Source organism: Rhodobacter sp. NTK016B (assembly GCF_017303295.1).
Classification (GTDB): domain Bacteria; phylum Pseudomonadota; class Alphaproteobacteria; order Rhodobacterales; family Rhodobacteraceae; genus Pararhodobacter.
Genome location: NZ_JAFKOK010000010.1, coordinates 155,748 through 174,093, shown reverse-complemented (window position 1 = coordinate 174,093; position 18,346 = coordinate 155,748). Strand labels below are relative to the sequence as shown.

Annotated in this window: 16 protein-coding genes; 5 read left to right on the top strand and 11 right to left on the bottom strand. The window is 65.8% G+C overall.

Annotated elements, in window-relative coordinates:
• Positions 1-50: 50 nt before the first annotated feature.
• Both JI664_RS14605 and JI664_RS14600 read right to left on the bottom strand, forming a co-directional pair.
• Complete coding sequence (locus tag JI664_RS14605; RefSeq protein WP_207014485.1) at positions 51-989, bottom strand: class I SAM-dependent methyltransferase; 939 nt, start codon at positions 987-989, stop codon at positions 51-53.
• 159 nt (positions 990-1,148) lie between these two features.
• Positions 1,149-1,295: a hypothetical protein gene (locus JI664_RS14600; protein WP_207014484.1), complete on the bottom strand. Its 147-nt coding sequence runs from the start codon at positions 1,293-1,295 to the stop codon at positions 1,149-1,151.
• Positions 1,296-1,433: 138 nt separating this feature from the next.
• Here JI664_RS14600 and hemC point away from each other — a divergent pair, with 138 nt between their 5' ends.
• Positions 1,434-2,393, top strand: a complete 960-nt coding sequence (gene hemC, locus JI664_RS14595) for a hydroxymethylbilane synthase (protein WP_207014483.1) — start codon at positions 1,434-1,436, stop codon at positions 2,391-2,393.
• 67 nt (positions 2,394-2,460) lie between these two features.
• Here hemC and mnmH read toward each other — a convergent pair whose 3' ends face one another.
• Both mnmH and mazG read right to left on the bottom strand, forming a co-directional pair.
• Positions 2,461-3,531, bottom strand: coding sequence for a tRNA 2-selenouridine(34) synthase MnmH (gene mnmH / locus JI664_RS14590; RefSeq protein ID WP_207014482.1), 1,071 nt, complete (start codon positions 3,529-3,531; stop codon positions 2,461-2,463).
• 39 nt (positions 3,532-3,570) lie between these two features.
• Positions 3,571-4,383 carry a nucleoside triphosphate pyrophosphohydrolase gene (gene mazG, locus JI664_RS14585; RefSeq protein ID WP_207014481.1) on the bottom strand — a complete coding sequence of 271 codons (813 nt, stop codon included), beginning with the start codon at positions 4,381-4,383 and terminating at the stop codon, positions 3,571-3,573.
• A 66-nt stretch (positions 4,384-4,449) separates the two neighbouring features.
• On the opposite strand from mazG, the gene JI664_RS14580 reads away from it, so the two are divergent.
• Entirely contained in the window at positions 4,450-5,625 is a 1,176-nt protein-coding gene (locus tag JI664_RS14580; protein WP_207014480.1) for a M20 aminoacylase family protein, read from the top strand.
• A 142-nt stretch (positions 5,626-5,767) separates the two neighbouring features.
• Here the strand turns inward: JI664_RS14580 and tpiA are convergent, their stop codons facing one another.
• Entirely contained in the window at positions 5,768-6,493 is a 726-nt protein-coding gene (gene tpiA, locus JI664_RS14575) for a triose-phosphate isomerase (RefSeq protein WP_207014549.1), read from the bottom strand.
• A 186-nt stretch (positions 6,494-6,679) separates the two neighbouring features.
• On the opposite strand from tpiA, the gene ilvD reads away from it, so the two are divergent.
• Positions 6,680-8,521, top strand: coding sequence for a dihydroxy-acid dehydratase (ilvD, locus tag JI664_RS14570; RefSeq protein WP_207014479.1), 1,842 nt, complete (start codon positions 6,680-6,682; stop codon positions 8,519-8,521).
• Between the two features lie 220 nt (positions 8,522-8,741).
• Here ilvD and JI664_RS14565 read toward each other — a convergent pair whose 3' ends face one another.
• The 5 genes from JI664_RS14565 to JI664_RS14545 are packed head-to-tail and all read right to left on the bottom strand — an operon-like array spanning position 8,742 to position 12,251.
• Positions 8,742-8,978: a GNAT family N-acetyltransferase gene (locus JI664_RS14565; RefSeq protein WP_207014548.1), complete on the bottom strand. Its 237-nt coding sequence runs from the start codon at positions 8,976-8,978 to the stop codon at positions 8,742-8,744.
• A 46-nt stretch (positions 8,979-9,024) separates the two neighbouring features.
• On the bottom strand, positions 9,025-9,651 hold the full coding sequence (locus tag JI664_RS14560) for a CoA transferase subunit B (protein WP_109533922.1): 627 nt from the start codon (positions 9,649-9,651) through the stop codon (positions 9,025-9,027).
• Between the two features lie 4 nt (positions 9,652-9,655).
• A complete protein-coding gene (locus JI664_RS14555) occupies positions 9,656-10,504 on the bottom strand; it encodes a hypothetical protein (protein ID WP_207014478.1) in 849 nt (282 codons plus the stop codon).
• On the bottom strand, positions 10,501-11,544 hold the full coding sequence (locus JI664_RS14550; RefSeq protein WP_207014477.1) for a GSCFA domain-containing protein: 1,044 nt from the start codon (positions 11,542-11,544) through the stop codon (positions 10,501-10,503). The genes JI664_RS14555 and JI664_RS14550 overlap by 4 nt, the downstream gene beginning before the upstream one ends.
• Complete coding sequence (locus JI664_RS14545; RefSeq protein WP_207014476.1) at positions 11,544-12,251, bottom strand: CoA transferase subunit A; 708 nt, start codon at positions 12,249-12,251, stop codon at positions 11,544-11,546. The genes JI664_RS14550 and JI664_RS14545 overlap by 1 nt, the downstream gene beginning before the upstream one ends.
• Positions 12,252-12,477: 226 nt before the next feature.
• Between JI664_RS14545 and JI664_RS24175 the strand changes: the two genes are divergently transcribed.
• Both JI664_RS24175 and JI664_RS14535 read left to right on the top strand, forming a co-directional pair.
• Complete coding sequence (locus tag JI664_RS24175; RefSeq protein ID WP_207014475.1) at positions 12,478-14,280, top strand: phospholipase D-like domain-containing protein; 1,803 nt, start codon at positions 12,478-12,480, stop codon at positions 14,278-14,280.
• 75 nt (positions 14,281-14,355) lie between these two features.
• Positions 14,356-15,246 (top strand): MBL fold metallo-hydrolase, encoded by an 891-nt coding sequence (locus tag JI664_RS14535; protein ID WP_207014474.1) that lies wholly within the window; start codon positions 14,356-14,358, stop codon positions 15,244-15,246.
• Positions 15,247-15,282: 36 nt separating this feature from the next.
• On the opposite strand, the gene topA is transcribed toward JI664_RS14535, so the two are convergent.
• On the bottom strand, positions 15,283-17,898 hold the full coding sequence (gene topA / locus JI664_RS14530) for a type I DNA topoisomerase (protein WP_207014473.1): 2,616 nt from the start codon (positions 17,896-17,898) through the stop codon (positions 15,283-15,285).
• Positions 17,899-18,346: the final 448 nt, after the last annotated feature.

The window sequence follows — 18,346 nt, the reverse complement described above, 5'->3', positions numbered from 1 at the left end:
ACCCGGCGCGACGCCGGGTTCTTTTTCGTTCTGGGGCAGGGCGTTCCGGCTCAGTAGCGCGAGCAGATCAGCCGCACGGAATCGTATTTCTTCTCGGGCGCTGCCATGGCAGTCGCGGCCAGAAGCCGCGCCGAGTGCCGGACCTGCCGGTCGATATCGGCCTGCGTCATCGCGCGGCGCTGCTGAGCGGCGGTGATCCGGGCCTCGTCGAGGATCCAGTCGGGCATGAACTGGCGCACATAGCCCCGGTACAGGACCGCGCGCACCTTCAGCCCCGCCGATTGCGCGCAGGCGCGCAAGCCGTCGGCGGTGAAAAAGTTCAGGTGTCGCGGCGTGTCCAGCCAGCGCCAGCGCTCGCCCATCCAGCGGCTGCCGGTCGAGGCGTTGTTGGGCACTTCGACCGACAGGATGCCGGTGTCCGAAAGCAGGTCGCGCGCATTCTGCAGCGCAAGGATCGGGTCCATCGTGTGTTCGAGCACATGCGAGAAGACGATGGCGTCGTATTTGCGCGTGCGGATCGCGTCGGGCAGTTCCTCGGCCGTGCCAGCATGGACCTCGAGCCCTTTCTGACGTGCCACCGCAGCGGCACGAAGATCGGGCTCGACGCCGACGGTGGCTTCGACATGGGCGCCGAAGGTCTTCATCCGGTCGCCATTGCCGCAACCGATTTCCAGCCCGTAGCGCGCGCCTTTGGGAATGACCGATCCCCACCATTCGACGGTCGGCTCGGCGCCGCGTTCGAAGCGGTAGGCGATCGAGCCCAGCAGACGCCCCAGCGCGCCGATGCGGCGCTCTTCCTCGGCGCTGTCGAGCGAATTGGGATCGTCATGGGTGTAATAGGTGGGGAAGTCGTAGAATTCCGACACCTCGTCCAGCGCCGGGCGGGGATGGATCTGACCAAAGCTGTGATCGGCGTTCCACCAGATCTGCCGCTCGCGCGACGTGACCGGGCGTCGCCAGTCCATCGGCACGGTCAGGCCGCGCGACATGGCAGTTCCGGTCAAGGGGCAACGAGGTTCGATCACTTGCGTTTGAGCCGTCCGCTCGATCAGGCCTGATACATCTTTCATGACACCGATTCCTTATACAACTTCGGTCGCCAATGAATGCTGAATACGGCAAGAAAACGGCGTCGTATCGCAAAATGCTCAGATTGCGCCCGAATGGGTCCGGATCGGGTCGATTGTCGAGGTATCGTGACCAATCGTCGCGCTGCCTGCGCTGATCGCGGCGGCGGTCAGCGACAGGGCGGTGACAAGAACCCAGAATCGCGCAGCTTTGAAACGGTACGGCATGGAAAACTCCCTCGATCAATGCCGGTTAGTCGCGGGACCGGCGCGTGCGGTTCAAAGAAAAGGTGGCTTTCCGGGGGGCGTCGCGGCTCTTTTCGCGGGGTGATTGCGCGCGGTCTTCTGCGCGGCTAAGCAGGGGCCATGAGCGTGATCCTTCCGACCCCCGACCAGACCCTGAAAATCGGCACGCGCGGCTCTCCGCTGGCGCTGGCACAGGCGCATGAGACGCGCGACCGGCTGATGGCGGCTTTCGACCTGCCCGAAGCGGCCTTCGAGATCGTGGTGATCAAGACCACCGGCGATGACCGCTCGATGATCGAGGCTGACCGGCCGCTCAAAGAGATCGGCAACAAGGGCCTGTTCACGCGCGAGATCGAGGAACAGCTCGGCGACGGGCGCATCGATCTTGCGGTGCATTCGATGAAGGACATGCCGGTCGAACAGCCCGAGGGGCTGGTGCTGGATTGCTATCTCCCGCGTGAGGATGAGCGCGACGCGTTCGTTTCGCCGGGCGTCGCGCGTCTTGCCGATCTTGAGCCGGGGCAGGTGGTGGGCACGTCGTCGCTGCGCCGTCGCGCACAGCTTCTGCACCGGCGCCCGGACCTGACAGTGGTCGAGTTTCGCGGCAACGTGCAGACCCGCCTGCGCAAGCTCTCCGAGGGCGTTGCGGATTGCACGTTCCTTGCCATGGCGGGGCTCAACCGGCTGGGCATGGCCAAGGTCGCCCGCTCGGCCATCGAGGTGGACGAGATGCTGCCCGCCATCGCGCAGGGTGCCATCGGGATCGAGCGGCGTCTGGACGATCCGCGCGCCGAGGCGATGCTGAGCGCGATCCACGATGCCGATACTGGCCACCGTCTGGCCGCCGAGCGCGCCTTCCTCGCCACGCTGGACGGCTCTTGTGAGACGCCGATTGCGGGGCTGGCGGTTCTGGAAGGCGACGAGATATGGCTGCGCGGCGAAGTGCTGCGCCCGGACGGCTCGGAATCGCTGAGCGATGAGGGGCGGGCCTCGATCTTCGATGCTGCCGATCTTGGAACCGAAATCGCCCGCCGCCTGCTTGAGCGGACGCCGCGCGGTTTTTTCGACTGGCGGGATTGAAAGTCAGACTTTCGCCTTGTGTCGGATTAATGCCGGTCCGCTATAACTTGACCGACATTGACGCCGCTCAAGTGTTGAAAAAGTCGCCTTCCAGATCGGCGGCGATCCGTTTTGCCAGTCGATCCTGCGCCGCGTCGTCCAGCGTCTCGGTGGCATAGACGCGCAACGGCTCGGTCCCCCGGCGCAACCGGGTGCGGGCATAGCGCGGGTCGTAATGTGCTTCCATCAGTGCCGCCGCGAGGCGGGGAAACTGCCGCTCGACCGCCAGCTTCTGCCATGCCTCGATTGTCTCGCGCGACTGGTAGGGTTGCAGCGCCGCGATGCGCGCGGCCAGTTCCCCCGGATCCGCCGTCACATCGGCATAGGCGCGCGTCAGCCAGTCCGCCCGTGCCGCCAGCGGCGCGGCGATCTCGACCCGAGGCGCCGCCTGCATCGCCGACCACAAGGCGGGCGGGATGCGGATCTCTCCGATCCGGTTCGACTCCGCCTCGACCAGCACCGGGCGCGCGGGATCGAGCTTTGCCATCTCGACCGCAAGCGCGCTCTCAAACCCTTTTTGCGCAGGCTGGCTGTCGCCCACCGTCAGCCCGAACAGACTGCCTCGGTGCCGCGCCAGCCCCTCAAGATCCAGCACCTGTGCCCCCATCGCTTTCACCTTGTGCAAAAGCGCGGTCTTCGCGGTGCCGGTATTGCCGTCGAGCATCACCACCGGCGCGGGAAACGGTGTTTCATACAGCGCCTGTTGCACCAATCGCCGCCAGCTGCGCCATCCGCCGTCCAGCACGCCGACCCGCCAGCCGATCTGGCTGTAGATCAGCGCGATGGCGTTCGAGCGCATCCCGCCGCGCCAACAATAGACCAGCGGGCGGTAATCGGCGGGTTTGTCGGCGAGATAGGTCTGCAGATGCGTCGCCGCGTTCTTTGCCACAAGGGCAGCCCCCATGCGCCGGGCCTTGAAGCGGCTGTCCTGCACATAGACCGTGCCGACACGCGCGCGCTCGTCGTTGTCGAGAGACGGCAGGTTGACCGCGCCCGGGACGTGGTCTTCGGCGTATTCGCCCGGCGAACGGGTATCGATCACCTCGTCATAGGGCAGCGACAGGATATCGGCGATCGAGTTGAGCGTAAGGCGTTGCATCCCACAGGCTTACTGCGCGCCCGCCCGCACCGGAAGACCCTAACCCCGGCGCGCGGCTTTCTCTTCGGCCTTCGCCGCGTCCCACAGCGCATCCATCTCGGCCAGATCGCTGTCGGCCGGGCTGCGCCCCTGCGCTGCCAGCGCGGCCTCGATGGACCGGAAACGGCGGGTGAACTTGTCATTCGCGGCCCTGAGCGCTGCCTCGGGATCGATATCCAGATGCCGCGCCAGATTGGCCATCACGAACAGCAGGTCGCCATATTCCTCGAACTGATCCTCGGGCGCGGCCTCGGTCAGTTCCTGCGCTTCCTCGGCAATCTTGGCCACGACCTGACCGATCTCCGGCCAGTCGAACCCCACCCGCGCGGCCCGCTTTTGCAGCTTCACCGCGCGCGTCAGCCCGGCATGCCCCACGGGCACATCATCCAGAACGCCGCCCTGCGCTCGCGCCGCGCGTTCCTTGGCCTTGATGACTTCCCACGCATCGGTCTGCGCCTCGGCGCTGTCGATCACCACGTCGCCGAAGACATGCGGATGACGCGCGACCATCTTGTCGGCGATGCCGCGCAAGACGTCGTCCAGCGTGAAAAGCCCGGCCTCTTCGGCCATCTGCGCGTGGTAGACGGACTGGAACAGCAGGTCGCCCAGCTCGCCTTTCAGCCCGTCCCAGTCCTTGCGCGCGATGGCATCCGCGACTTCGTAACCCTCTTCGATCGTGTAGGGGGCAATCGTGTCGAAATCCTGCTCGATATCCCACGGGCAGCCGGTCTCGCGGTCGCGCAGCCGGGCCATGATCCGCGCCAGGCGGGGCATGCCGCCATCGGGATCGTTGATAAGGGGATCTTCGGCCATTGCACGCACCCGCTGTCTGGAGGAAGCTTGCGCCCTCTATCCCAAAGCCCCGCGCCGGAGTCCACCATGCCCGTCCTCAACCGTATCGCCGATTACACGCCCGAGATGACGGCGTGGCGCCAGCATCTGCACCAGCATCCCGAAACGCGCTTCGACTGCCACCAGACTGCCGCTTTCATCGCCGAGCGGCTGCGCGAATTCGGCATCACCGAGATCCACGAAGGCATCGCGCAGTCGGGCCTCGTGGCGATCATCGAGGGTCAGGGCGCGGGGCCGACCATCGGCCTGCGCGCCGATATCGACGCGCTGCCGATCGAAGAAGAGACCGGCCTGCCGCATGCCTCGACCGTGCCCGGCAAAATGCATGCCTGCGGCCATGACGGCCATACGACCATGCTGCTGGGTGCCGCGCGCTATCTGGCCGAGACGCGCAATTTTGCCGGCCGCGTTGCGCTGATTTTCCAGCCGGCCGAGGAATGGGGCGGCGGCGCCGAGGTGATGGTGAAAGAGGGCATCATGGAGCGCTTCGGCATCTCGCGGGTCTTTGCCCTGCACAATGCCCCCGGCGTGCCCGAGGGCCGGTTCGAAGGCGCGCCGGGCCCCATCATGGCCGCCGTCGATACGCTGTGGGTAACGGTCACGGGGCAGGGTGGCCACGGCGCCCATCCCGAGGATTGCGCCGATCCGGTCGCGGCCATCGTGCAGATGGTCGGCGCGCTGCAAAGCATCGTGTCGCGCAACCGCAAGGGCACCGATGCGCTGGTGATCTCGGTGACGCAGATCCATACCGGCACCGCCGACAACATCATCCCCGAAAGCGGCTGGTTCTGCGCCACGGTTCGCACCTATGACAAGGCGGTGCAGGACATGGTCGAAGCCCGCTGCCATCAGATCGTCTCGGGCATCGCGGCAGCGATGGGCGTGCGCGCCGACATCACCTTCGAGCGCGGCTATCCCGCCACGATCAACCACGCCGGGGATTACGATTTCGCCCGCGCCGTGGCGGCCGAGATCGGCAGCGAGGCGGGGGAATGCGAGCCGACGATGGGGGCCGAGGATTTCGCCTATATGCTCGAAGCGCGTCCCGGGGCGTATCTTTTTCTGGGTCAGGGCGACAGCGCCGGGCTTCATCACCCGCGCTACGATTTCAACGATGCCGTCGCCCCGATCGGCGCCAGCTATTTCGCCCGTCTTGTCGAACGCGCGCAACCCCGCGCCGCGCAGGACGAGAAAGCGGCGTGACGCGGGTGTAGGACTCAACAGTTACGGACAATTCGACGAAAATTGCCCATCTTTGTTCCGTAAATATCCTCGGGGGTGAATTTGCCGCACGGCAAAGAGGGGGCAGACAGCCCCCTTGCCCCGCGTGGTCCCGGCGCGGCGCTCAGGCCTCTTGCAAAGCGGTGACGATGGCGCCGAAATCCTCGGCCTTCAGCGAAGCGCCGCCGACCAGCGCGCCGTCCACATCGGCGATGGCGAAGATCGTCGCGGCGTTCTTGGGATTGACCGACCCGCCATAAAGCAGCCGGATCCCCGCATCGGGCGCGTTCTTGCGCAGAAAGGCGTGGACCTCGGCGATCTGTTCCTCGGTCGGGGTGCGGCCGGTGCCGATGGCCCAGACGGGCTCATAGGCGATGACGGTATTCTCGGCCGTCGCGCCCTCGGGCAGCGACTCGGCCAGTTGCGCGCCGATCACCGTCAGCGTCTCGCCGGCATCGCGCTGTGTCTCGGTTTCACCCAGGCAGACCACGGCAATCAGCCCCGCGGCCCAGGCGGCCTGCGTCTTCGCGGCGACATCGGCAGAGCTTTCGCCATGATCGGCGCGGCGCTCGGAATGGCCAAGGATCACGTAAGACGCGCCCGCATCGCTGAGCATCGTGGCGGAAATGTCGCCAGTATGCGCGCCTTTCTCGGCGGCATGGCAATCCTGCCCGCCGACCGCGACCGAGGTGCCGGTCATCGCCGTCGCCATAGGCGCCAGCAGCGTCGCGGGCGGGCAGATCAGGATGTCGAGATCGGGCTGCGGATGGGCTGCGGCCAGTGCCATGGCCTCGGTCAGCTGGGCGGTCAGCCCGTTCATCTTCCAGTTCCCGGCGGCGAGTTTGCGGATGCTCATGACAGTCTCCCTGTTTGGTCCGAGTTAACCCGATGCCGCTGCCGGGGCCAAGCCCGCATCCCGCCGCACCCTTGATCCTTGGCGCCGGGCGCACGATTTGTGGGGCACAGGGGGTAAGTTTCTTGTCCCGCCCGCCCGATCTGCGCTATTGAGCGCCAAGACAGTCACGAGGACGCTACCATGCCGCATTACCGCTCCCGCCGTTCCACCCATGGCCGCAACATGGCCGGGGCCCGGGGCCTCTGGCGCGCCACGGGGATGACCGACAGCGATTTCGGCAAGCCCATCATCGCCGTGGTCAACAGCTTCACCCAGTTCGTACCGGGCCATGTCCACCTCAAGGATCTGGGCCAGATGGTCGCGCGGGAAATCGAAGCGGCGGGCGGTGTGGCCAAGGAATTCAACACCATCGCCGTCGATGACGGGATCGCGATGGGCCATGACGGGATGCTCTATTCGCTGCCGTCGCGCGAGCTGATCGCGGATTCGGTCGAATACATGGTCAACGCCCATTGCGCCGACGCGATGGTCTGCATCTCGAACTGCGACAAGATCACGCCGGGCATGATGATGGCCTCGATGCGGCTCAACATCCCGACGATCTTCGTCTCGGGCGGGCCGATGGAAGCGGGCAAGGTCGAAATCGGCGATCTGGTGCGCAAGGTCGACCTGATCGACGCGATGATCGTCGCCGCCGACGACCATTACACCGACGAGCAGGTCGAGGAATTCGAACAGAATGCCTGCCCGACCTGCGGCTCGTGCTCGGGTATGTTCACAGCGAACTCGATGAATTGTCTGGCCGAGGCGCTGGGCCTTGCGCTGCCGGGCAACGGCTCGATGCTGGCCACCCATGCCGACCGCAAGGAAATCTTCCTGCGCGCCGGTCGTCGGATCGTCGAGATCACCAAGGCCCATTACGAGCGCGGCGAGCCCGGCTACCTGCCGCGCGAGGTCGCGACCTTCGAGGCCTTCGAGAACGCCATGTCGCTCGACATCGCGATGGGCGGCTCGACCAACACGGTGCTGCACCTTCTGGCCATCGCCTATGAGGGCGGCGTGGATTTCACCATGCAGGATATCGACCGGCTGAGCCGCAAGGTTCCCTGCCTGTGCAAGGTCGCGCCCAACACCCAGAACGTGCATATGGAAGACGTCCACCGCGCGGGCGGGATCATGGGCATCCTTGGCGAGATGAATCGCGGCGGGCTGCTGCATGACACCGTGCGCACGGTGCATTCGGGCTCGATGGCCGAGGCGCTGTCGACCTGGGACATCAAGACGGCCAACGACCCGAAAGTGGACGAATTCTACCGCGCCGCGCCGGGTGGCGTGCGCACCACGCAGGCTTTCTCGACCGAGAACCGCTACAAGGCGCTGGATGACGACCGCGATGACGGCGTGATCCGCAATGTCGAACACGCCTTTTCCAAGGATGGCGGGCTGGCGGTGCTGTTCGGGAACATCGCGCTCAACGGCTGCATCGTGAAGACCGCGGGCGTGGACGATTCGATCCTGAAATTCACCGGCACCGCGCGGGTCTATGAAAGCCAGGACGACGCGGTCAGCGGCATCCTGACCGGCAAGGTCAAGGAAGGCGAGGTCGTGGTCATCCGCTTTGAGGGGCCGCAGGGCGGGCCGGGGATGCAGGAAATGCTGTACCCGACCAGCTATCTGAAGTCGAAGGGCCTTGGCAAAGCCTGCGCGCTGCTGACCGATGGCCGCTTCTCGGGCGGGACCTCGGGGCTGTCGATTGGCCATGCCTCGCCAGAAGCGGCGGAAGGCGGGCTGATCGGGCTGGTCGAGACCGGCGACACGATCGAGATCGACATCCCCAACCGCTCGATTAACCTGGCCGTGGACGACGCCACTCTGGCCGCGCGGCGCGAGGAGAAGGGCCCGCTGCCGTGGAAACCGGCTGCACCCCGCAAGCGGGCCGTGTCGACCGCGCTGAAGGCTTATGCGATGTTCGCCTCGTCGGCGGACAAGGGCGGCGTGCGGATCCTGCCGGGCGAGGAATAAGCCAAGGGCGCCGCGCCTGCCGGATGAGGGAGGGGGCTGTCTGCCCCCTCTTTGCCTGACGGCCAATTCACCCCCGAGGATATTTCCGGATCAAAGATGCCCGAATGAAGATGCCGCGCCGTGATGCGCGCGCCCTTTCATTCTGCCCAAAATACTCAATCAACGCTTCCGCTGCGCGCGGCCGCAGGGCTGGCGCGTGCCGGGCCTGCGGTGCGAAGGCTCAGACTTGGAACACGTCCGCCCATTCGGGGTGACGCGCGCGCTGGGCGTTTACGAAAGGGCAGAGCGGCACGATTTTCACGCCTTCAGCGCGGGCATCGGCGACCAGCCTTTCGACCAGCGCCTTTCCGGCGCCGGTGCCGCGGAAACTGTCGGGCACGCCGGTATGATCGGCGATGATGAGCGTGGGCGAGACGATCGAAAAGGTGAGTTCCGCCTCTTCGCCGTCCCGCCGCATCACGTATCGGCCCTTCGAGCCGGTGACCGCGCGCTCAATCGGCAGGTCAGTTGACAATCGTCGCCTCGGTCGCGGCGCGGAGCTCGTCCTCGGTCACGCCCTCGGCGCATTCGACGATCTTCAGTCCGCCTTCGACCACGTCGAGCACGCCCAGATTGGTGATGATGCGGTCGACGACGCCGGTGCCGGTCAGCGGCAGCGTGCAGGCCTTGAGGACCTTCGATTCACCGTGCTTGTTGGTGTGGTCCATGACCACGATCACGCGCTTCACGCCCGCGACGAGGTCCATCGCGCCGCCCATGCCCTTGACCAGCTTGCCGGGGATCATCCAGTTCGCCAGATCGCCGTTCTCGGCCACTTCCATCGCGCCGAGGATCGCCGCGGCGATCTTGCCGCCGCGGATCATCGCGAACGAGGTTGCGCTGTCGAAATAGGCGGTGCGGGGCAGTTCGGTGATCGTCTGCTTGCCGGCATTGATCAGGTCAGGGTCTTCCTCGCCCTCATAGGGGAAGGGGCCCATGCCCAGCATGCCGTTTTCCGATTGCAGCGTGATGTCTTTGTCGCCGACATAATTGGCGACGAGCGTCGGGATGCCGATCCCGAGGTTCACATACATGCCGTCTTCGAGTTCGAGCGCCGCGCGGGCGGCCATCTGGTTGCGATCCCAGGCCATGTTGTCATCCTCCTTGAGTGTTTGCGAGATCCGGGCCGGTCGGGCGCTGCTCGGTTTCGATCCGGTTCAGTAGGTCAGTAAGGCACGCCGCGCCATAGGCGGTGTTCATATGCTCGTTGTCGGGCTTCTGTCCGGCAGCCGATTGGGCGCCGGGCGCAAGACGGACCGCGCCGCGCTGAAACTCGGCCAGCGTCCAGCCGGTGACCGCACGGGTCTGCGCGGGTTGCGGTCGCACGTAAAGACCCTGCCGGGCGCCGGTTTCGACGATCAGCGTCTCGAGCCGCTGCAGCGCTTGCGCTAAGCCGTGCCGTGTCGCCCGGTTGGTCCGCGAAGCGGGTTTGCTCTGGGTGATCAAGGTCTCGGGCGGGACCGCGCGCAGTGCGATATGGACGGGCACATCCAGCGCACGGGTCCATGCGAGCGGGGCAAGGCTTGCCTCGGCAAGCGCCTTGAGCACCGCCTCGAAAGCGGGGCGCGACAGGCGCAGCGCCGCTTCGCCGGACCCGGCTTCGGTGGTGTTATCGGTAAGCCCGTCAACGATGTAGCGACCAAGCAGTTCCACCATCGTCCAAACATGCCATGCAACCCCCGAAATCGCCACCGCGTCGGCGTTTTTCAGGTCGATGGTTGTGCCGCCGAACAGCTTTTTCGTCTGCTCGACATTGGCTGCGGGCACATCGTGCGGGCCGATCAGCCCGAAGTGCAGATCGGGGCTGAGCGACATAGCCTTGAAGACAGGGGCAATGCCGCCGAAAAAGGCGATCTCGGTGCCTTGCGCCAGCTGCGGCTGTTCGCGCAGTGCAGCGCGCAGGGCGCCGAGGTGAGAATTGCCCAGAATGATCAGCCGGGTCATTGCGCGAAAGCCTCGAGCAACGCGTCCTCGCACACGACATCGGCGGCGTTCGCGCTCTGGCTGCGCGGCGCTCCGGTGCGTCCCGTGCCGTCAAGGTTGTGGGCGCCGAGGAACATCTGCATCGCCGTGGCGACGCCCCGGGCGTTCACGTTGCGCTGGTTGGCGTCGTAATAGGCGCCGCGCGTGTTCAGCGAGGTGATCACTTCGTAGGAGGCGAAATAGTCGATGTCCTCGTGTCGGGCATAGAGCATGCCGGCGACGGCGCGCAGGACGGATTTGGAATAGGTCGTCGCGACCTCGACATGCTGGCCGGTCGCGGTGGCTGTCAGTGGAACCGGCGAGACGGTGACCAGAAACCGCATGTCGGGATTGATCGACTTGGCAATGGTGCGGAAGGCCTCGAAATCCTCGAGCACTTCGATCGCGTCGAAGTTCTTGAAGACGTAATGCTCGGGGTCGTAGGTGCCGGCGATCGTGCCCGGCGCGGTCGGAAAGACGGTGCCGCTGTCGCGGTGCATCCAGCATTCGGTCAGGCCGAAAGTGAAGACGAACAGGTCCGCCTGCCGCAGCAGGCTGCGTATCGCCGCGAGATGGCCCGCGCGGTGGGCCTGCACGGCCTCGGGGCTATCCAGCCCGTCGGGTTCGACCGAGGGACGTTGTGCATCGAAATGGCGACCGTCCTTGGTCCAGACGGGATCGGCGGGCGTAAAGCTGCCCTCGGCCTCGCGGACGAGCTGCAAGAGCTGCCGTGCGGTATAGATATTGCCGTAGCGCGCCGAATAAAGCCGGTAGCCAAAGCCTGTGGCCACGCTGTCGGGAATACCGACGGGCAGTGGCTCGGCATCGATCACGTCGAGCCCCGCGCCGCGCAGCGCGCGACCGACATGCTGCGCGAAGCAACTGCCGGCCGTGGCCACGCGCGTAGACATTCCGACCTCGAAGCGCGGTTGGTACAGATCACCGGGATCTAGCGGCGCGCGTTCGGCGACGCCGCTACGCCAATAGGCGCGCTTGGGGAGGTCGGAATAGGGCGAGGACATTACGCGGCGGTCTTGCGGCTGCGGGTGGTCACCTTCTCGATGCGCTTCTCGTGCTCGCCTTGGATGATGCGGTTCACGTAGATGCCGGGCAGGTGGATGTGATCGGGATCGAGCGAGCCGTTGGGCACGATTTCCTCGACCTCGACGATGCAGACCTTGCCACAGGTCGCCGCCGGCGGGTTGAAGTTCCGCGCGGTCTTGCGGAACACGAGGTTGCCGGTTTCATCGGCCTTCCACGCCTTGACGATCGACAGGTCCATGAACAGGCCGGTTTCAAGGATATAGGTTTCGCCGTTGAAATCCTTGTGTTCCTTGCCGTCTGCGATCTGCGTGCCGACCCCGGTCTTGGTGTAGAAGCCCGGAATGCCCGCGCCAGCGGCGCGCATCCGCTCGGCCAGTGTGCCCTGCGGGTTGAATTCGAGCTCAAGCTCGCCCGACAGGTACTGACGCATGAATTCCGCGTTCTCGCCGACATAGGACGAGATCATCTTTTTTATCTGCTTGGTATCCAGCAGCTTGCCCAGACCGAAGCCGTCAACGCCGCAATTGTTCGAGGCGATGGTGAGGTCCTTGACCCCGGTTTCGACCAGCGCGTCGATCAGCAGTTCCGGGATGCCGCACAGGCCAAAACCACCGGCGGCAATGGTCATGCCGTCGAATACCAGCCCGTCCAGAGCCTCGGCTGCCGAACCGTAAATCTTCTGCATACTTTCCCCCTCGCTAGGCGCGCCCTGTTTGTGACGCGGCAGTGCGGCGAAGTCAATTCCCGGGCACCATGCGGGTCACCGGCCCGGACCGGCGTGGTGCGGGGCGGTGTGGGGCGCCGCGCGGCGGGCTTGCGACAGCGCTTGCGCGCGGTATTGTGGCGCCATGGTAAAAGGGTTGCGCGGCTTATTGTTGTGTTGTCTGGCGACACTGGCCGGATGCGCAGCGGTGGAACGCGGGCCTGCGCCCCGGCAGGTGCCGCAGATCGCCCCGCCAGCCGAGGGCGCGCATGTCCTCAGCTACCTTGTCCTGACCGAAGAAGGCCCCGCGCCGGGGCAAGGGCACAGCGTGTTCGACACGCATGGCGCGGCGCGGGTTTCACTGACCTTTCTGGCGCGCGGGCACGGCGCCTATAGCCTGCGCGCCACCTGCAACGGCCCGGCGCGGGTGCGCCAGCCTGACCACGGGCGCGCGAACCCGGCATGGGCGCCGGCGGGTGTGACGCTGGCGCTACGGATCGAACCGGGCGAGCGGCATCGCAGTTTTCTGGACATCGCGCCCCAGACCGAGAGTTGCACGCTGAGCGTCACGCCGGGCGGGCGGGCGCCTTGGTCGCTGCGGCTGGATGCCACCGACCGCGCAGCCCCCGCCGTTGCGGCCTTGGACGCGGCCCTGCCTGCCTGCGAGGGGGGCGGGGGCGCGGACCCGCTGGCGCGGGCGATGATGGCCTCGGGGGCGCTGAGTTCGACCTGCCCGATGCCAGCGGGACGGACCGAGTTTCTGGCCGACGGCGCAGATGCGCTCAACGCGCGGGTCGAGGCCCTGACAGGCGCCCGGTTGTCGCGCGCGGCGCTGGAAACCGGCGACCCGGATCTGCCGCTGGATTACTCCAACGCCCCGGATCTGGATCTCATCTACGTCAATTACCTGAACATCAACGCCGATTTCGTGGGCTACCTGACCGCGCGGATGCTGGCATGGCACGCGGCGCGGGGCACGATCGTGCGTATCCTTGTGTCGGATGTGATGCTGGCCGAGGCTGATCGCGCGCTGTTCGAAGGCCTCGCCGCGCGCTATCCGAATGTGCAGTTGCAGCTTTACCGCACGCCTGCCGCCGATGCGCGGGGCTTCGAGGGGCAATTCGCGCGCCTGCACCGGGTGACGCATGTGAAGCTGTTCGCGACCATCGCGCGCCAGCCAGGGCGCTCGGTCGCCATCGTCGGTGGGCGCAACATGCATGAAGGCTATTTCTTCGAAGCGCCGCGGGATCTGTCGCGCTTTTCGTTCCTGCACCAGTACGACCCGTCGCAGATGCGCCTGACCGGCGGTTTCACCGCGTATCAGGATGTCGAGCTGGCTTTCCACGACGATACGCAAGTGCGGGCTATCGTGCAGCATATGGGCGCGCTGTGGCTGCGCGATACCGAGCGCCAGACCATGCGGCCCGGTATCGCCTCGGGAACCGCCGGCCCGCTGCGCGAGGGGGCGATGCGCCACTTCATCTCGGTCCCCTATACCGATGGCGCGGCGCTTGAGCGGTATTACGCGGGCCTTCTGGACGCGGCGCAAAGCCGGATCCGTATCGCGTCGCCCTATCTTAACCTGCCGCCGATGATCGGCGCGGCTTTGGCGCGGGCGCGCGAACGCGGGGTCGAGGTCGATGTGGTGGCCACGGTGCGGGTGCGCGAGGTTACGGATTTCATGGTGTCGGGCCTCAACCGCCGGTTTGCCAACCGCTATGCCGACTGGGTCCGGTTCGTCGATTACGACCCGATGCCCAGCCTGCTGCACGCGAAACTGATCGTGATCGACGATCGGCTGGTGGTTGCGGGCTCGGTCAACCTGAACCAGCGCAGCTTCCTGCACGATCTGGAAAACGGGGTGGTGATCCTCGACCGCCGGATCGCCGCGCAGGCGGATCGCCTGGTCCAGAGCTATCTCGACGGTGGTGAGCCTGTCGGGACCGGGCAGGAATTGTCGCGGTGGATGCGGTTCTTTGCGCTGTTCGGCTTCATCGAACGCGGCTTTTGACCCGGCATCGGCGGAACCATTGCCAAACATTCGCGTTTCAGAATGCAAGACGTGCCACAAATCTCAGGAGTCGTCATGCAGCGCTTTCCCGCAACCCAAAGCCAGAACAGCCCGGATGTCGCCGCTTTCTACGACAAGGCGACCGGCTCGTGGCAATACGTGGCCTCGGACCCGGAGACGGGGCAGGCGGTGATCATCGACCCGGTGTTGAACTTCGACCCCGCCGCCGGGGCCACATGGACCGCCTGCGCCGATGAGATCCTGTCCTATCTGCGCGAGCGCGGGCTTACGGTGGTCTTCGTGCTCGACACCCATCCCCATGCCGACCATTTCTCGGCCGCGCATTATCTGGCGCAAAAGCTGGGCGCTCGGCAGGGGATCGGGCGCCGGGTGCTCGACGTGCAGCGGCTCTGGGCCGATCTCTATGCGCAGGACGACATGCAGGATCAGCCCGATCACTGGGACCGGCTGTTTGACGATGGCGACACATTTGCGATTGGCGGGCTGCAGGCTCAGGTGATCCTGTCGACCGGGCACACGCTCGCGTCGGTCAGCTACAGGATCGGCGATGCGATCTTCGCGCATGATACGCTGATGATGCCTGAGAGCGGTTCGGCCCGCGCGGATTTTCCCGGCGGCTCGACCGAAGAGCTGTGGCACTCGATCCGCACGATTCTGGACCTGCCGGGGGACACGCGGGTCTTTATCGGCCACGATTACGGCGACGATCCCGCCTGCATGGCGACGGTGGCCGAGCACCGCGCAACGAACAAGCATATGAAGGACGGGATCACCAAGGCCGAGTTCATCGAAACCCGCGAGGCGCGCGATGCGACGCTGGGCCTGCCGGACCGGATGCTGCATGCGCTTCAGGTGAATCTGAGGGGCGGGCGCCTGCCCGAACCCGACGCGCAGGGCCGCGCGGTGCTGCGCGTGCCGCTCAATCGTTTCACGCCGAAAGGCTGACGCGCGCCCGAAAGTGTCTGCGGGCGCGCGGCGGGATCAGTCGTCGCCCTCAGGCTCGGCCTTTTTCTTGGCCGGGGCCTTTTTAGCGGTGGTTTTCTTCGCAGTCGTCTTGGCGGCGGTCTTCTTGGGCGCCGCTTTCTTGGCGGGCGCTTTCTTCGGCGCCGCCTTCTTCTTGCCCTTGGTCGCGGCCTTGGCCTCGATCAGCTCCAGCGCCTGTTCCATCGTCACCGCTTCGGGCTCGATTTCCTTGGGCAGCGTGGCGTTGATCTTTTCCCATTTCACATAGGGACCGTAGCGCCCCGGCATGACCTGGATAGCCCCGCCATCGGGGTGATCGCCCAGCACCTTGAGCGGCTGCGCAGCCGCCCCCCGGCCCGGGCCGCGCGCAGCCTTGGCGGCGATCAACTCGACCGCGCGGTTCATGCCGATGGTGAAGACCTCGTCCACCTCGGGCAGGTTGGCATAGGTCTTGTTGTGCTTCACATAGGGGCCGAAGCGCCCGATCGCGGCTTCGACCGGCTCACCGTCCTCGGGATGATGACCCACGAGGCGCGGAAGGCTCAGCAAAGTCAGCGCCTTTTCCAGATCCATGTCCTCGACCGACCAACCCTTGGGCAGGCTGGCGCGCGGCGGTTTCGGCACCTCTTCGGTCGCCTCGCCGCGCTGGACATAGGGGCCGAAACGCCCGGTTTTCAGGCGGATCGCATCCTCGCCGTCATAGCCCAGCAGCTTGCCGTCGCCCGCCAGTTCCGCGTCGCCCTCATCGCCCGACAAGGGACGGGTATAGCGGCAATTGGGATAGTTCGAGCAGCCGATGAAGGCCCCGCCAGACCGCGCGGTCTTCAGGTTCAGCCGCCCCTCGCCACAGGTCGGGCAGACCCGCGGGTCGCTGCCATCCTCACGCGGCGGATAAAGATGCGGCGCCAGAACCTCGTCGATCTTCTCCAGCACTTCGGTGATGCGCAGATCCGAGGTCTCGGCCAGAGCCGCCGAGAAATCCGCCCAGAAATTCTGCAACACGTCTTTATAGTCGCGCGAGCCCGCCGAAATATCGTCGAGCTGCTCTTCCATCCCGGCGGTGAAGTCGTAGCCCAGATAGCGCGGGAAATAGGAGGTCAGGAAGATCGTGACCAGACGGCCCTTATCCTCGGGCTTCAGGCGATTCTTGTCCTTCAGGACATAGCCGCGCTCCTGAATCGTCGTGACGATCGACGCATAGGTCGACGGGCGGCCGATGCCCAGCTCTTCCATCCGCTTGACCAGCGTGGCCTCGGTATAGCGGGGCGGGGGCTGGGTGAAATGCTGCTCGGGCGTGACGGCCTTCTTGCTCACACCCTCGCCCTGACCGAGTTGCGGCAGACGACCGTCTTCGCCTTCGTCATCGTCGCGGCCTTCTTCATAGACCTTGAGGAAGCCGTCGAACAACATCACCTGACCCGTTGCGCGCAGGCCCACCTGTCCATCCTTCGAGCCGATCTCGACCGTCGTGCGTTCCAGCCGTGCGGCTTCCATCTGGCAGGCGATGGTGCGCTTCCAGATCAGGCCATAGAGCTTGCGCTGGTCGCTGTCGGTCAGCTTCAGGCTGTCGGGGTCGGCCGACATATCGGTCGGACGGATACATTCGTGCGCTTCCTGCGCGTTCTTGGCCTTGTTCTTGTAGATACGCGGCGCGGCGGGCACGTAGTCCTTGCCGAAACGCCGTTCGATCTCGGCGCGGCAGGCGGTCACGGCTTCGGGGGCCATGTCGATGCCGTCGGTCCGCATATAGGTGATGAGCCCGGCCTCGTAGAGCCGCTGCGCCGCGTTCATTGTCTGGCGCGCGCCCATGCCGAATTTGCGGCTCGCTTCCTGCTGCAGGGTCGAGGTCATGAAGGGCGCGGTCGGGTTCCGGTTGGCGGGCTTCGCCTCGACCGATTGAACCGACAGGTCGCGCTTGTTGACCGCTTCTACCGCCAGCTCGGCCGAGGCCTGCGTCGCAAGGTCGTAGCGCTCAAGCTTCTTGCCGCCCAACGTCACCAGCCGGGCGGTGAATTCGGCGCCCCGTGTATTGGCGAGGTTCGCGGTCACCGACCAGTATTCGCGGGCGCGGAACGCCTCGATCTCCATCTCGCGCTCGACGATGAGCCGCAGGCAGACCGATTGCACGCGCCCCGCCGATTTCGCGCCGGGCAGCTTGCGCCACAGCACCGGCGACAGGTTGAACCCCACCAGATAGTCGAGCGCCCGCCGAGCCAGATAGGCGCGCACCAGCGGCATGTCGACATCGCGCGGGTTCTTCATCGCCTCGGTCACGGCGGATTTGGTGATCGCGTTGAACACCACGCGCTTGACCGGCGTGTCCTTCTTGATCGCTTTCGACTTCGACAGCGCCTCGGTCAGGTGCCAGCTGATCGCCTCGCCCTCGCGGTCAGGGTCGGTGGCGAGGATCAGGTCGTTGTCGGTCTTCAGCGCCTCGGCGATGGCGCGGACATGTTTCTTGCTGTCCGAGGCCACCTCCCATTTCATGTCGAAATCGTGTTCGGGATCGACCGAGCCATCCTTGGGCGGCAGGTCGCGGACATGGCCGAACGAAGCCAGGACGGTGTAATCCGAGCCCAGATACTTGTTGATCGTTTTGGCCTTGGCCGGGGACTCGACGACGACAACTGCCATGCAAACCTCAGATAGAAAACGCTTTTCGCACCAGATCGGCTGGATGCTGCGGCTGTGCGCCGTTCGGGCCGCGATGCCTAGATGGGGGCGAATGGGGGGGGATGTCAATCTGACGCCGCTTGCCGCGCGCTCTCCGGACGGTGTCGGGGGGCGGCGCTGATGCCGCGCGATCAGGGTTGGGCGGCGCACCGCAGGGTTGAGTGGGCCGGGATTCTTCGATGCCGGTTCCGGCGTAACCGGGGGCGTCCGATAATCCCGGGCAGGCTTGCCAATGCCGGGCTTTGGTCCCGGGGGCCTGTGTCCTTCTGTGCCGATCCTTGGCTGTCTTTGTCGCGGGGCGTCTGCCCCTCTCCGTTGGCGTGATCGCGGGGCTTTCCAGCGCAGCCCCCGCTTGCCGCGTAACGACGACACGGACCGTGGAGACGTCCCATCGACCCAGCCAGAAGGC